We start from the raw sequence: 13,846 nt of genomic DNA, 5'->3' as shown, positions 1-13,846 counted from the left end.
GTGCTGGCGAAGACGCTCCGGGACCAGGGCCGGAGCCTGCTGGCGTGGTCGCTGTCCCTCGTGGTGCTGGTGGCCATGTACGCCGCCGTGTGGCCCGCCGTCCGCGACCAGCCCTCGATGGGCGACTTCATCGACCAGATGCCCGAGGCGTTCCGCTCCATGTTCGCCACCTCGGGCGCGGACATGTCGACCCCCGCCGGGTACATCCAGGTTGAACTGCTCTCCTTTATGGGGCCGATCGCCGTGCTGGTCTACGCCATCGGCGCGGGCGCGCGGTCCATCGGCGGGGAGGAAGACCGCCACACCATGGACCTGCTGCTGTCCAACCCGGTGGGCCGCGGCCGTGTGGTGCTGGACAAGTTCCTGGCGATGGTCCTCGGCACCTTCCTGCTGGCGGCCGTCATGGGTGCCTCGCTGGTCCTGGAGGGCAAGTTCGTGGATCTGGAACTGCCGGCGGACAAGGTCGCCGCCACCATGGCGCATCTGGCCCTGCTCGGTGTCGTGTTCGGGGCGCTGGCGCTGGCCCTCTCGGCCGGCACCGGCAAGACCGGCCTGAGCCGCGGGGTCCCGGCGGCGCTGGCGGTGTTCGCCTACATCGTTAATGCCCTGGCGCCCCTGGTGGACGCCTTCGACCGGATCCAGAAGGTCTCGCCGTTCTTCCAGTACATCGCGCATGACCCGCTGCGGACGGGCGTCGCCTGGGACGGGGTGGCCGTGTCCGCGGCAACAGTCGCGGTGCTGGTGGCGCTCGCCGTCGTCGGCTTCCGACGCCGGGACGTCGCCGCCTGAGAACGGGCGAGCTCGAAGTCGAAAACGCAGGGTCTATCTTGCGTGCGACACCGTTGATCAGCCCCGCCTCGGGTCCGCGTGTGAGCCCACCGCGGCGGTTTGCCAGAGATGGCCGCTATCGCGAAGCCCTCGCGGCCGTGTGTGGCAAATGGATGAGCGCACGGCCGGGCGAGGAGCCCGTCCGCGGGTAGCGAGGCCGGGTGCGGGTCGCGGCGGTTCTCGTGCCGGGCAGGGCGTCCCGAGTCAGGAGTCGTCCACAGGTCAGCCCGTCCATTTGCCATAAATGGCCGCTAATTCGAGCCAGTTAGCGGCCATCTGTGGCGAATGGGCGGACCTGGTCGTTTGCTGGAGCCCCGCGCGGTACCGGATGCCCGGAACGGCCCCGGTCCCGGCCCTAAGCCTCCGCCGGTTCGTCCGAGGCCCAGGCCATACTCGGGCCGATCGCGTCGATGGCCTGGGAGAGCGGGATGCCGGAGCCGTCGCGGCGGCCGTGCTCGCCCGGGAGGGAACGGGCCACCCCGGCCAGAGAGGACGCCTTCGCCGGGCCGTGGCCAGCCCAGGCGAGCAGCAGGGTGTCTTCGCCCTTGAGGAAGCGGTGCGCGCGGACGCCGGCGGTGCCGCGGCCCTTGGCGGGGTACTCGGCCAGCGCGGTGACCTTCGCGGCGCCCGGCGCGGTGCCCGGCAGGGCGCCCTCGGTGCCTGCGATGGTGACCACGACGGCGGCGTCGTCGGTGGCGCCGGCGGTGCCGAAGTGCAGCACCCGGTCCCCGGCAGCGAGCTTGATCCCGGCCATGCCCCCGGCGGTGCGGCCCTGCGGCCTGACCGCGGAGGCGCTGAAGTGCAGCAGCTGGGCCTGGCGGGTCACGAAGACCAGCTCGACGTCGTCGCCGGCGGCCGGCTCGATGCCCACCACGGTGTCCTTGTCCTTGAGGGCGATCACTTCCCAGTCCTCGCGGTTCAGCGGGTAGTCCGGCTGGACGCGTTTGACCACACCCTGTGCGGTGCCGATGGCCAGGACCTGGTCCAGCGGGGCGAACGCGACGAGCGATTCGCCCTTGAGCAGCGTGATGAAGTCCTTGGCCGGAACGCCGCCGGCCATGTTGGGGGTGCCGGAGGTGGGCGGCAGCACGGGCATGTCCATTACCTGGAGCCGCAGCATCCGGCCCTGGGAGGTGACCGCGGCGATCTCGCCGCGCGCCGAGGTCTTGACCACGGAACGGAACACGTCGTGCTTGGTCCGCGGACCGGACTCGGCCAGGCTGTCCTGGTTGGCCGTGCGGGCGATCTGGCCGGACGCGGTCAGGATGGCCCAGCAGGGGTCGTCCGCGATCTCGAGGGACAGCGGGGCGGCCTTGCCCTTGGCGCCGGGCGCGGCGAGGGCGGCGGCAACCGTGGGGGAGACGGCCTCAGACTCGAGCAGCACAGTCCGGCGCGGGGTGCCGTACTTGTCCGCGAGTTCCCCGAGCTCATCGGAGACCAGGGCACGCAGCAGCTCGGGGGAGTCCAGGATGGCCTGCAGCTCCGCGATCTCACGGCGCAGCTCCTCCTGCTCCTTCTCGAGTTCGATCCGGGAGTACTTGGTCAGCTGCCGGAGCCGCAGTTCCAGGATGTAATTGGCCTGGAGTTCGGAGAGGTCGTAGATGGACATCAGCCGGGTACGGGCCTCGGCCGATTCGTCCGAGGACCGGATGATCTGGATGACCTCGTCGATGTCCACGATCGCGATGAGCATGCCCTCGACCAGGTGCAGGCGGTCCTTCTTTTTGCCCAGCCGGAAGGAGGTGCGGCGCCGCACCACGTTGATCCGGTGGTTCACGTAGACGGAGAGCAGTTCGAGCAGGCCGAGGGTCTGCGGCTGCCCGTCGACGAGCGTGACGTTGTTGATGCCGAAGGAGTCCTCCATCGGCGTGAACCGGTAGAGCTGCTGCAGCACCGCGTTCGGGTTGAAGCCGTTCTTGAGCTCGATCACAAGCCGCAGGCCGTGCTTGCGGTCGGTCAGGTCCACGATGTCGCTGATGCCGGTCAGCTTCTTGCCGTTGACGGCGTCTTTGATCTTCTCGATCACCTTCTCAGGGCCCACCATGTAGGGCAGTTCGGTGACCACCAGGCCGGTGCGGCGCGCCGAGAGCTGTTCGACGTCGACCTTGGCGCGCGTCTTGAACGACCCGCGGCCGGTGGCGTAGGCGTCCCGGATGCCGTCGAGGCCCACGATCCGGCCGCCGGTGGGCAGGTCCGGGCCCGGGACGAACTTCATGATGTCCTCGAGCGTGGCGTCCGGGTGCGCGATCAGGTGCCGGGCCGCCGCCACCACTTCGGCAAGGTTGTGCGGGGCCATGTTGGTGGCCATGCCGACGGCGATGCCGGTGGCTCCGTTGACCAGAAGGTTCGGGAACGCTGCCGGCAGCACGTCCGGCTGGGTGAGCTGGTTGTCGTAGTTGGGGACGAAGTCCACCACGTCTTCGTCGAGGTGGTCCGTCAGGGTCAGCGCGGCCGCCGCCAGCCGCGCCTCGGTGTACCGCGGGGCGGCAGGGCCGTCGTCGAGCGAGCCGAAGTTGCCGTGGCCGTCGATCAGCGGCAGCCGCAGGGAGAAGTCCTGCGCCATTCGGACCATCGCGTCGTAGATCGCGGTGTCGCCGTGCGGGTGCAGCTTGCCCATCACCTCGCCCACCACGCGGGCGCTCTTGACGTGGCCGCGGTCCGGGCGCAGGCCCATCTCGCTCATCATGTACAGGATGCGCCGCTGCACGGGCTTGAGGCCGTCCCTGGCATCGGGCAGCGCCCGGGAGTAGATGACCGAGTAGGCGTACTCCAGGAACGAGCCTTCCATTTCGGAAGTGACGTCGATATCGACGATGTTCTCGACGAAGTCCGGGGCTTCCCCTGCCGGGGGTGTGGTTTGGCGGCGTGCCATGAGGCGGGTGGGTCCTTCTACGGGGTGCTGAACGGGTACTGCAAAAGTTTATGGCTAGGCTAAGCCTATGGTGGATCAGCCCGCGGACGGCGTATATCCGGAACATTGGGAAGCCGATGTCGTGCTGCGCGACGGCGGCACCGCGCACCTTCGCCCCATCCACCCCGCCGACGCCGACGCCGTGCAGGTCTTCCACGTGGGCCAGTCGCAGAAGTCCATCTACATGCGCTTCTTCGCCTTCAAGTCCAAGCTCACCGCCAAGGAACTCAAACGCTTCACCGAGGTCGACTACAAGGACCGGGTGGCCCTGGTGATCACGATCGGCGGCGAAATCATGGGCATCGGCCGCTACGACCGGCTCGATGACCCGGAGGAGGCGGAGGTCGCCTTCAACATCGCCGACGCGCACCAGGGCCGCGGCATCGGCTCGATCCTGCTCGAACACCTCGCCGCCGCGGCCCGGGAGAACGGGATCCGCAAATTCAGCGCCGAGGTGCTCCCGGAGAACCGCAAAATGCTGATGGTCTTCTCCGACGCCGGCTACGACGTGAAGCGGCACTTCGACGACGGCGTCGTGAGCCTCGAGTTCAACATCGACCCCACGGACAAGTCCCGCGCCGTGATGGAGTCCCGCGAACACCGCGCGGAGGCCCGCAGCATCCAGGAACTGCTCGCGCCGTCCTCCGTGGCCGTGATCGGGGCCAGCCGCAAGTGGGGCACCGTGGGCTACCAGCTGCTGGAACACATCATCGAGGGCCACTTCACCGGCCCGGTCTACGCGATCAACCCCGAGGCCCTGGAACTGGCCGGCATGCTGTCCTTCGCCAAACTCTCCGAGGTCCCCGGCCCGGTCAAGCTCGCCATCATCGCCGTCCCGTACGACGAGGTCCCCAAGGTGGTCCAGGAGTGCGCCGACGCCGGCGTCAAAGGCATCGTGGTGGCCGCCGCCGGTTACGCGGACGACGGCGAACGCGGCCTCGCCCGGCAGCGCGAGCTGGTCCGCCAGGCCCGCGCCAACGGCATGCGCGTGATCGGCCCGGCCTCGCTCGGGATCGTCAACACCAACCCCGCCGTGTCCCTCAACGCCTCGATGGCGCCGTCCCTGGCCCGCCGCGGCGGCCTCGGCCTGTTCAGCCAGTCCGCGGCGATCGGCGTTTCGCTCTACGCCGCCTCCAGCCGGCGCCGGGTGGGCATCTCCACGTTCCTCTCCGCCGGCAACCGCGCCGACGTGTCCGGCAACGACATGATGCAGTTCTGGGAGGACGACGCCGACACCACCGCCGTCGGGCTGTACCTTGAATCCATCGGCAACCCGCGCAAATTCTCCCGGCTGGCCCGGCGGCTCGCACGGACCAAGCCGGTGATCGTGGCCAAGTCCGACGCCATGGGGCTGAACCTGCCGCCGGGCCACGCTGTGCGCACCACCCAGGCGCCGCCCGAAGCCCTCGACGCCATGATGCGCCAGGCCGGGGTGATCCGGGTGGAAACCATCGAGCAGCTGATGGACGTGGCCCAGATCGTCTCCAGCCAGCCGCTGCCCCAGGGGCCCGGCGTCGCCGTGTTCAGCAACTCCGGGGCGCTCGGCAAGGTGGTGGCGGACCGGGCCGCCGCGGCCGGACTCGGCGTCGAGCGGATCGTGGCCGACGTCGACCTGGACACCGGCATGTCCAGGGCCTTGCCGGCGCTGCGCCGCAGCCTGCAGGAGACGCTGACCATCAACTCGGTCCACGCGGTGGTGGTGGCCCTGCTGCCGGCCCGCGGGCTCACCGTGGAGAAGATCGGCGCGGTGCTGGCGGAGTGCTCGGCCGCCGCCGGCAAACCCGTGGTGGCGGCGTTCACCGGCCTCCTTGACCCGTCCATCTACGTCGAGGGCATGGTCGGGGCCGCCGCGGACGAGACGGCGGAATCCGCCGCCGGGGTGCCCTGCTATTCCAACCCCGGGGCCGCCGTCGCCGCCCTCGCAGCGGTGGTGCGCTACGCCCAGTGGGTGGTCCGCGACCAGGGCCTGTTCGTGGAACCCGAGGGCTGCGATCCCGAGGGCGCCCACGAGGATCTCGAGGAACTGCTCCGGCCAGTCGGCGGCGAGCAACTGGTCCGGCTGGATCCGGCCGCGTCCGCCAAGCTGCTGGGCTTTTACGGCATCCAGGTGCTGCCCTCCGAGGGTTTCGAGAGCGAGGACGACGCCGTCGCCGCCGCCGACCGGCTGGGCTGGCCGGTAGCGCTGAAGACCACCGACCCGGCGCTGCGGCACCGTCTGGACCTAGGCGGGGTGCGCCTGGACATCCAGGACGCCGATTCGCTGCGGCGCAACGTCGTCCAGATGCGCAAGTCGCTGCAGCGCTACGGCTCGCCCTCCCTGGAGGTGCAGTCGATGGCCCCGGTGGGGCAGGCCTGCACCTTCCGCGCCATCGAGGACCCGTTGCTGGGCCCGGTAGTGTCCTTCGGGCTGGCCGGCGACGCGGTCAACCTGCTCGATGATTGGGCGCACCGGGTCCCGCCGCTCTCCGGTTCCGACGTCCACGACTTCATCCGCGCACCCCGCGCCGCCCGAAAACTCTTCGGCTACCAGGGCCTGCCCGCCGTCGACGCCGCCGCGCTCGAGGACCTCGCGGCCCGGCTGACCCGGCTCAAGGACAACCACCCGGAGATCGTCCTCGTGGAGTTCAACCCGGTCCTGGCCGGTCCCGACGGCGCCGTGATCCTGGCCGCCGACGTCCGGATCGCCAACGCCGCCCAGCGCACGGACACCGCCAGGCGCGCGATGCGCAGTTAGCCGGTGCAGTTAGCAAGTGCCCAGCCGATCTGTGAAAATGGAAGCCATGAGCTCCCAGCCTCCAGCATCCCAGCCCCAGGCGCCGGTCCCCGCCCGCCACGGCTCGCAGCCCCATGGCCTGCATGACCACAGCGCGCAGGGCCAGAGCTTGGAAGGGGCCCTCCAGCAGGCAGGCTTCTACCCCCGCCTCGTGGCCGACGTCGTCGCCGACGCCCTGGACGGCCGCGACTGCGTGGCCCACCTGGTCCACCTCGAGACCCACTTCGACCGGGCCGAGGTGCGCCGGCACATCACCGTGCTGGTGCTGACCGAGGACATGCTGGTCATCACGCACGTGGACGACCAGCAGCTCGACGAAGCCGGCGAACAGATCGTCGCCCAGGTCTCCACCGAATCCGTGCCGGTCACGCAGATCCGCTCCGTGGTGCTCAGCTACGTCTACGCGCAGCCGCAGGACTACAAGCCCTCGGACCCGGTGCGTGAGCTGACCCTCTCCATCGCCTGGTCCGGCGGCCAGCGCCTCGACATGGGACCGGCCAGCTGCGGCGACCCGCAGTGCGAGGCCGACCACGGCTACAGCGGCACCATCGCGCAGGAGGACATTGTGCTCCGCATCAGCGCCGAGGCGGACGGTCTGCAGGCCGTCCAGGACGCCAAGCTTTTCGCCCGCGCGCTCCGGGCCGTAAACACCGGCTCCACCGCGCCGGCCACGCACGGCGTCTCCGCGTTGCCGCAGCGTCCCCGCGCCGGGGTCTTCGGAAACCGCCTCAGCCGCGGCCACCAGCGCTGAGATGGTGCCCGTCCGCGCCTCCCAGTCCCCGGTCTCCTCGCCGCAGGCGCCCCGGACGTCGCCCGCCGGCCAGCCGGCCATGCCGGCGGCCCCGGCCTACGGGGAGCGTTCCATCGCCGAAGTGCTCAGCAGCGCCGCGGCCAGCCTCGGTGTGCCGGGCTTCGAGAACCGGTTGAAGCTCCCCGCGGCGAAGCACGTCTGCGTGGTCCTGGCCGACGGCCTGGGCCGGCAGCTGCTCAAACAGAAGTCCGCCCACACGCCGTTCCTGCGCTCGGTGCTGCAGGCCGGCCAGGGCGCCGTGCCGGCGGGGATCGACGCGGCCTTCCCGTCCACCACCGTCGCCTCGCTGGCCAGCTTCGGCACCGGACTGCCCGCCGGGCAGCACGGCATGGTCGGCTACGACGTCCTCGACCCGGACCAGGACCGGGTGGTGAACATGCTGGGCAACTGGGACGACGGCGTCGACCCGCAGCAATGGCAGCCGATGCCCACCGTCTTTGAGCGGGCCGCCGGACACGTCGACGTCAGCACCGTCGCCCTGCCGCGGTTCAGCGACTCTGCCATGACCCGGGCCGCGCTGCGCGGCGGCCGTTTCCTGGCCGGGACCACCTCACACGCCCGGACGGCCGCCGCGGCGGAAGCCATGGCCGGCGCCGAGAGCTCGCTGATGTACTTCTATGTCCACGAACTGGACAAGGCCGGGCACCGCTACGGCTGCCAGTCGCCGCAGTGGGAGCACCAGCTCGAAGAGCTGGACGCCACCGTGCGCCGGCTCAACGCCACCCTCCCCGCCGGCACGACCGTGCTGGTCACGGGCGACCACGGCATGCTGGACGTGCCGGAATCGCAGCGGATCGATTACTCGGCCGACCCGGAACTGATCGCCGGCGTCCGGCACACAGCGGGGGAGCCTCGGATGGTGCACCTCTACCTTGAGGACGGAGCCGACGACGCCGGCCGGCGGCGGCTGCTGGAAGCGTGGCGGGCGCGCTTCGGCGACCGGATCTGGGCCTTTACGCGGAAGGAGGCCGTGGCCGCGGGGCTGTTCGGGGACGTCCGCGGCCCGGTGAGGGCACGGATCGGGGATGTAATGATTGCCGCCCGTGACGCGCTGGCGTTCTATGACACCCGCCGGGTCCAGGCAAGGGCATTGGAGGTGGTCGGCCAGCACGGTTCGCTGACCAAGGCCGAGCGCGAGGTCCCGCTGCTGTGCTTCAAGGCTGAGGGGAAAACCGGAGCCAAGCCGGCCCGGAAGGCTCCGCGGCACTGAACTAGTTCCTGACTGAGCGGCTTCCTGGCTGAGCCGTCTCCTGTTCGGCCCGTAGCCTGACGGGCGTGACGTGCCGGCGGTAGTCTTAGTCGCTGCGGGTGCCGAAGACGATCTCATCCCAGCTGGGAACGCTGGAGCGTTTGGGCTTGGACGGCTGGCGTTCGGGTGTTTCGTGTTCCCGGTCACCGCGGGCGGGGTCGGTGCGGGACGAGTCCCGGTGGGACGCCCGGGCGTCGGACGGGCCGTTGACGGGCGCGTCGCCGGCGGGTGAATCGGCGGGGGAGTCGGCCTGCGCGCGCCGCGAGGGGCCGCCGCCCAGGAGCTCGTCCAGCCCGGGGCTGGACGTCGGACCGGTGCGGACCGGGCGCAACTGCGAGGCCGCGATGGTGATTTCGCGGGTCTCGGTGCTGACCCCGTCGTGCAGCTTCAGCGCGTCGTCGCCGTCGGTGTCCTCTTGCCGCGGCGCCAGGCTCAGCCGGGAGAGCATGGACGGCCGGGCATCCCGGCGCCGGGCGAACGCATCCGGAACCGCGTGCGGTTCGGTCTTCGCTGCCGGGGCCTGTTCCTCCGCGGCCGGTGCGGGCTCCCCGGGAACCTCGGTGTCGTCGTCGCCGGAGTCTTCCGGCGGCGGGACCTCGGACGGGCGGGGGTGGGCGGCCGGAACCCCGTTGGTCAGCAGCAGCGCCAGGGCGTCGTCGGCGTCCTCGTCCAGGCCCAGGCGTTGGCCGCGGCGTGACCGCAGCATGTCCAGCAGCCCGTCGGCGTCCTTTTCCTGCGGGCCGCCGAAGGGATGGGCTCCGTTCGGATGGACCACACTGAGCTGCGCGGTGGCGGTGCGCGCCGCAGCTTCGGCGTCGGTTTCAAAATCAAAAGGGCGGTCCGAGACCGCGGAGAGCCGCCGGGCCGGGACCGGGCCGTCAATCGGTTCGAGTTCACTGAGCTGCTGGGCCCAGCGGTTGGCGTTCTGCAGCGACTTCCGGGCCGGGCTGAACGTCCACATGGCCGGCGGCTCTTCGCCGATCGCGGCGTGCGCTCCGGAGGGGGCGTCGAACCGGGCCACCACGTTCCAGCTCCCGTCCGGGCGGCGCCAGGAATCCCACTCCACGGTGGAGGGTTCGACGCCGTGGGCCCGGAGCCGGTGCGTGACCATGTCATCGAGTGTTGCGGGCTGGTCGCCGAAGTAGGAACGGTAGCTGTCGTGCCCGGCGGACGGGGAAGCGACCTCGATTTTGCGGGCCTGCTGCGCGACGTACTCGCGCTCGGCCAGCACGGGGCCCTCATAGCGCTGGACCTTGGCCAGTGGGATGCCGGAAAGTTCTGCGACTTCGTCGGCGGTGGCACCGCTGCGGATCCTGGCCTGGATGTCGCGGGGGGACATGGCAATGGGCGCGGCGCCCACGCCGGAAGCGGCCTTCGCCGGCGTCCGGCTGGCAGCCGCCCGAAGAGCCTCATCGATCGGCAGCCGGAACATCTCGCCGCCGGTGCCACTGACCAGGAGATGCTCCCCGTCGTCGTGGACGCCTACAAGCCGTAGATCCTGCATACAAATCCTCCACCCTGGCATTACTAACATTCGAAACTCTGCCACCGATGGGCAGCTATTCCGGTTAGGAGGGCGGGCGCGCCGTGATTTTCCGCGACTTTGCGCCCCATTAGAGCCGGCCGGCAGAGGCCGCGCGGCCCCCGGACCGCAGGACTCTGGCGTTACGGCGGGGATGTGCGTAAAAATGGCCCGATCATCGGGCACAAAAAGCGCTTGTCCGGCGTTGACATCGGTGAACCGAACCCGGCCTGGACCGGGGGCTACCAGCCCCCGCCGGTGCGGAGGCGGCGATCCAACCCAACGAATGCGGAGTGTGAGCAACTACTAATGGCGACAGACTACGATGCGCCGCGCAAGACTGAAGAAGACCTCAACGAGGACTCCATCGAGGAACTGAAGTCGCGGCGTACGGACAAGCCTTCCGCGGTGGTCGATGAAGACGAAACCGACCTCGCCGAAGGCTACGAACTCCCGGGCGCCGACCTGTCCGGCGAGGAGCTGCTGGTCCGGGTGTTGCCCGCCCAGGCAGACGAATTTACCTGTGCCTCCTGCTTCCTCGTCCGCCACCGCTCGCAGATCGCCCGCGAAAAGGACGGCCTGAAGTACTGCAAGGACTGCGAGGGCTAAGCGCCGCCGGGGTCGATGCTGCGGGGTCAGCCGTTCAGGGCCGCGACGAGCTGGTCCGGGTGCCGCGAGGAAGCCAGCCAGTATGGCGTGCGGTCCGAGGGGTCGGTGATCTCGATCCGGACCACCGGATCGATCCAGCCCCGGATGCACATAAACGCCAGGCCGTTGAGCCGGGTGCCGCGCTCCGCCGTCGCCTCCGCCCCGCGGAAGGCCTCGGCGGCGCCAACGAAGCTCCTCTCGATCGTGGCCCGGCCGACGCGCAGGGTGCCGGCGGTGACCGAGATGGACGGCGTGGACAGGACAAGCAGCACGGCCAGGATGACGAAGAGCACCACGGCGGCCGTGATGCCGGCGGCGATGCTGATCGGCGCGAACACCAGGATGCCGGCCCCGGCCAGTCCCGCAGCCACCAGCCAGCTCCAGAAGCTTGGCCAGAGCTTTTCGCTATAGAGGACGGTGGCGTTGTGGGGGGTGTTGGAGGCAGGCACGGCGGCGCTGGATTCGGGCATGGGTCCAGCTTTCCACTTTTTCCGGGCCTTTTCACCTTGGCCAGGCGGCCACCGCCATACCGGGCTGCGGCGGCGCCCGCGCGGTAGGTCGATCCTCCCCGCGGGCGTTACAGTGGGGAACTGTGACTGAAGAAACGACCGCGGCGACCACCCCGCCGGCAGGGCCCGCAGCCGGCGGCATTTCCGCCTACGGAGCCCCCACCCTGACGGTGCAGCTCAAAATGCTCGACGACGGACTGGAACCGCCCTCGTATGCCCACCCGGGCGACGCCGGCGCGGACCTGCGCGCGCGCGAGGACGTTGTGCTCGGGCCGGGGGAGCGGCGGCTGGTTCCCACCGGAGTCTCCATCGCCCTTCCGGACGGCTTCGTGGCCTTGATCCACCCGCGTTCCGGTCTCGCCACCAAGCACGGACTGACCGTGGTGAACGCGCCCGGCACCGTGGATGCCGGATACCGCGGCGAGATCGCCGTGACACTGCTGAATACCGACCGCGAGCAGGCGATTGAACTGCGACGCGGCGATAGAATTGCACAAATGGTCATCCAGCGTGTGGAGTACGCCGACTTCGTGCCCGTCCGGGAACTCAGCGAGTCCGTCCGCGGCGGCGGCGGCTTCGGCTCCACCGGCGGATTCGGCGCCCCCGGGGCCTGAACCCCGGCCGTTACACACAGCTGTTCCCCGCGCGGGGCCAGGAACTTCGCGCAGGATCACAACTAAGGAGACAACCCCATGGTTTTTGGGCGTGGCAGGAAAGCCAAGCAGGAGCAGTTGACGGACCCCGGCGAGACCCGGGAGGCCGACGCTGTGGACGCCGGCGCACCCCCCGTGGCCACGGACGGCGCCCTCCGCGGGTCCGGCCCGTATGACGCCTCGGAAATCGACAACCAGGACGGCTACGTGGACCTCGGCGCCCTGCTGATTGCCCCGCGCGAAGGACTGCAGCTCCGGCTGGAAGTCGAGGAAGCCACCCAGCGCGTGGTCGCCGTGACCATGGACCTGGAAGGCTCCAGCCTGCAACTGCAGGCTTTCGCAGCGCCCCGCTCCGAGGGCCTCTGGGACGAAATCCGCGAGCAGATCGGCCAGTCCGTGGGCAGCCAGGGCGGCCAGGTCGACGAGATCGAGGGCCACTTCGGCATCGAACTCGTCGCCAAGCTGCCCGCCGGCGACGGCAGCGAGGGCTACCGCGTGGCCCGGTTCATCGGAGTCGACGGCCCCCGCTGGTTCCTCCGCGGCGTCCTCGGCGGGGAAGCCGCGCTGGACCGCAACGCCGCCGCCGGACTCGAGGACCTCTTCCGCCAGATTGTTGTGGTCCGGGGCGAGAACCCGATGCCGCCGCGCGACCTGCTGCAGCTCCGCCTGCCGCGCGACTCCGGCGCGACGGCACCGCAGGGTGCCCCCGAGTTTGACCAGCCCGAGCGCGGACCGGAGATTACCCAGATTGGCTGATGCCTCCGGCAAGGAACCAGCCGCCGCCGATCCTGTGCGGGGGCTTCCGGAGCGCGGCCGCGTGGTGTGCCGGGGCTTCATCGAGTCCGTGACGTATGCCCCGGCCGGCGAGGTGGCCGCCTTCACCGCCATCATCACCGACCACGACGCCCCGCCGCCCAAGGCCCGCCCCGCAGCCGTGCGGGCAGCCGCGGCCGGGCAGGCCAGCCCGTCAGGCCCGGCCGGGGTCCGCCGCAAGGGACCCGCCGTCGCCGCGGACCGGCTGCGCGTGATCTGGCTGGGCCGCCGCCGGATCCCCGGCGTCAAGGCCGGGCTGGAGCTGCGGCTCGAAGGGATGGTCACGGTGCGTGACGGGCTGCCCACCATGTTCAATCCGCGCTACGAAATACTCTCCCGCCAGGAGGAGCAATGAGCACCCCCGAAGACCAGCAGCCCACCGTGGCCCAGCTCGCCGAAGGCTATGCGGCCAAGGCAGGCCTGCACCGCTCCGGCAACGGCAACATCGACGTGCTAAAGAGCGCCGGCGGTGTCCAGGGCATCGCCGAGAGCATCCTGCCCGGGCTGGTGTTCCTGGTCGCATTCACCATCACCCGCGAACTTCCGCTCGCCCTCGTTGCCGCGCTGGCCGTGGCCGCGGCGTTCACCGTCGCGCGGCTTCTCCAGCGCAAACCGCTGACGCAGGCGCTGGCCGGCATCGTCGGCGTCGGGCTCTCGGCTTGGCTGGCGAATTCGACCGGGAAGGCCGAGGACTTCTACGTGCTCGGGTTCTTCACCAACCTCGGGTACATCGTCGCGATGTCCATCTCAATCGCTGTGCGGTGGCCGTTCGCCGGGCTCCTTTTCGGGTTTATCCGGAACGAGGGCCTGGACTGGCGCAAGCACCCCGCCAGGGTCAAGGCCTACCGCATCGGCACCTGGGTGATCATCTCGGTGCTGGTCCTGCGCCTGCTCGTCCAGGTCCCGTTGTATTTCATGGGGGAGCAGGGCCTCGCCGGCCTCGCCACCACCCGGCTGATCATGGGGGCGCCGCTGTACATCCTGGGCATGTGGGTGGCCTGGCTGCTCACCCGCCCCGCGCCGGCCGCCGTTGAGGCCCCCGCCGAGGAGCCGGTCGAGCCCAACTGACCCGCAGTTGTGGCCGTTTTCAGCCCTGAAAACGGCAACAACTGCCAGCTACTTGGGGATG

General features: G+C 70.2%; 12 protein-coding genes. 9 read left to right on the top strand and 3 right to left on the bottom strand.

Features of this window, described 5'->3' with window-relative positions; genetic code table 11:
• Entirely contained in the window at positions 1 to 789 is a 789-nt protein-coding gene (locus tag ABLI39_RS02915; RefSeq protein WP_349411868.1) for an ABC transporter permease subunit, read from the top strand.
• 394 nt (positions 790 to 1,183) lie between these two features.
• Here ABLI39_RS02915 and ABLI39_RS02910 read toward each other — a convergent pair whose 3' ends face one another.
• Positions 1,184 to 3,700: a DNA gyrase/topoisomerase IV subunit A gene (locus ABLI39_RS02910; protein WP_349411867.1), complete on the bottom strand. Its 2,517-nt coding sequence runs from the start codon at positions 3,698 to 3,700 to the stop codon at positions 1,184 to 1,186.
• Positions 3,701 to 3,767: 67 nt separating this feature from the next.
• Between ABLI39_RS02910 and ABLI39_RS02905 the strand changes: the two genes are divergently transcribed.
• The 3 genes from ABLI39_RS02905 to ABLI39_RS02895 are packed head-to-tail and all read left to right on the top strand — an operon-like array spanning position 3,768 to position 8,533.
• The gene (locus ABLI39_RS02905) at positions 3,768 to 6,473 is read left to right on the top strand and encodes a bifunctional acetate--CoA ligase family protein/GNAT family N-acetyltransferase (RefSeq protein WP_349411866.1); all 2,706 of its coding nucleotides are present in this window, start codon (positions 3,768 to 3,770) and stop codon (positions 6,471 to 6,473) included.
• Between the two features lie 46 nt (positions 6,474 to 6,519).
• Positions 6,520 to 7,263 carry a DUF5998 family protein gene (locus tag ABLI39_RS02900; protein ID WP_349411865.1) on the top strand — a complete coding sequence of 248 codons (744 nt, stop codon included), beginning with the start codon at positions 6,520 to 6,522 and terminating at the stop codon, positions 7,261 to 7,263.
• Between the two features lies 1 nt (position 7,264).
• Positions 7,265 to 8,533 carry an alkaline phosphatase family protein gene (locus tag ABLI39_RS02895; RefSeq protein ID WP_502935177.1) on the top strand — a complete coding sequence of 423 codons (1,269 nt, stop codon included), beginning with the start codon at positions 7,265 to 7,267 and terminating at the stop codon, positions 8,531 to 8,533.
• 85 nt (positions 8,534 to 8,618) lie between these two features.
• Here ABLI39_RS02895 and sepH read toward each other — a convergent pair whose 3' ends face one another.
• Positions 8,619 to 10,076: a septation protein SepH gene (gene sepH / locus ABLI39_RS02890; RefSeq protein ID WP_349411864.1), complete on the bottom strand. Its 1,458-nt coding sequence runs from the start codon at positions 10,074 to 10,076 to the stop codon at positions 8,619 to 8,621.
• Between the two features lie 327 nt (positions 10,077 to 10,403).
• On the opposite strand from sepH, the gene ABLI39_RS02885 reads away from it, so the two are divergent.
• Positions 10,404 to 10,703, top strand: a complete 300-nt coding sequence (locus ABLI39_RS02885; RefSeq protein WP_138769577.1) for a DUF4193 domain-containing protein — start codon at positions 10,404 to 10,406, stop codon at positions 10,701 to 10,703.
• A 26-nt stretch (positions 10,704 to 10,729) separates the two neighbouring features.
• On the opposite strand, the gene ABLI39_RS02880 is transcribed toward ABLI39_RS02885, so the two are convergent.
• Positions 10,730 to 11,212, bottom strand: coding sequence for a DUF3093 domain-containing protein (locus tag ABLI39_RS02880; RefSeq protein WP_349411862.1), 483 nt, complete (start codon positions 11,210 to 11,212; stop codon positions 10,730 to 10,732).
• Between the two features lie 122 nt (positions 11,213 to 11,334).
• On the opposite strand from ABLI39_RS02880, the gene dut reads away from it, so the two are divergent.
• The 4 genes from dut to ABLI39_RS02860 all read left to right on the top strand — a co-directional run bounded on the left by dut (position 11,335) and on the right by ABLI39_RS02860 (position 13,785).
• On the top strand, positions 11,335 to 11,865 hold the full coding sequence (gene dut, locus ABLI39_RS02875; RefSeq protein WP_497898095.1) for a dUTP diphosphatase: 531 nt from the start codon (positions 11,335 to 11,337) through the stop codon (positions 11,863 to 11,865).
• A gap of 78 nt (positions 11,866 to 11,943) precedes the next feature.
• Positions 11,944 to 12,660 (top strand): DUF3710 domain-containing protein, encoded by a 717-nt coding sequence (locus ABLI39_RS02870; RefSeq protein ID WP_349411860.1) that lies wholly within the window; start codon positions 11,944 to 11,946, stop codon positions 12,658 to 12,660.
• Entirely contained in the window at positions 12,653 to 13,072 is a 420-nt protein-coding gene (locus ABLI39_RS02865; protein ID WP_349411859.1) for a hypothetical protein, read from the top strand. The genes ABLI39_RS02870 and ABLI39_RS02865 overlap by 8 nt, the downstream gene beginning before the upstream one ends.
• Entirely contained in the window at positions 13,069 to 13,785 is a 717-nt protein-coding gene (locus tag ABLI39_RS02860) for a DUF3159 domain-containing protein (protein ID WP_349411858.1), read from the top strand. Before ABLI39_RS02865 ends, ABLI39_RS02860 begins: the two co-directional genes overlap by 4 nt.
• Positions 13,786 to 13,846: the final 61 nt, after the last annotated feature.

This window comes from Pseudarthrobacter sp. B907, from assembly GCF_040137805.1.
Taxonomy (GTDB): Bacteria; Actinomycetota; Actinomycetes; order Actinomycetales; family Micrococcaceae; genus Arthrobacter.
Note: the sequence above shows the minus strand (reverse complement) of the source record. Positions and strands in the feature narration are given on the sequence as shown.

What these genes read in the sequence shown, in the direction of transcription:
- ABLI39_RS02910 (WP_349411867.1), bottom strand. Translation starts at nt 3,700, where the DNA reads ATGGCACGCCGCCAAACCACACCCCCGGCAGGGGAAGCCCCGGACTTC.
- ABLI39_RS02905 (WP_349411866.1), top strand. Translation starts at nt 3,768, where the DNA reads ATGGTGGATCAGCCCGCGGACGGCGTATATCCGGAACATTGGGAAGCC.
- ABLI39_RS02900 (WP_349411865.1), top strand. Translation starts at nt 6,520, where the DNA reads ATGAGCTCCCAGCCTCCAGCATCCCAGCCCCAGGCGCCGGTCCCCGCC.
- ABLI39_RS02895 (WP_502935177.1), top strand. Translation starts at nt 7,265, where the DNA reads ATGGTGCCCGTCCGCGCCTCCCAGTCCCCGGTCTCCTCGCCGCAGGCG.
- sepH (WP_349411864.1), bottom strand. Translation starts at nt 10,076, where the DNA reads ATGCAGGATCTACGGCTTGTAGGCGTCCACGACGACGGGGAGCATCTC.
- ABLI39_RS02885 (WP_138769577.1), top strand. Translation starts at nt 10,404, where the DNA reads ATGGCGACAGACTACGATGCGCCGCGCAAGACTGAAGAAGACCTCAAC.
- ABLI39_RS02880 (WP_349411862.1), bottom strand. Translation starts at nt 11,212, where the DNA reads ATGCCCGAATCCAGCGCCGCCGTGCCTGCCTCCAACACCCCCCACAAC.
- ABLI39_RS02870 (WP_349411860.1), top strand. Translation starts at nt 11,944, where the DNA reads ATGGTTTTTGGGCGTGGCAGGAAAGCCAAGCAGGAGCAGTTGACGGAC.
- ABLI39_RS02860 (WP_349411858.1), top strand. Translation starts at nt 13,069, where the DNA reads ATGAGCACCCCCGAAGACCAGCAGCCCACCGTGGCCCAGCTCGCCGAA.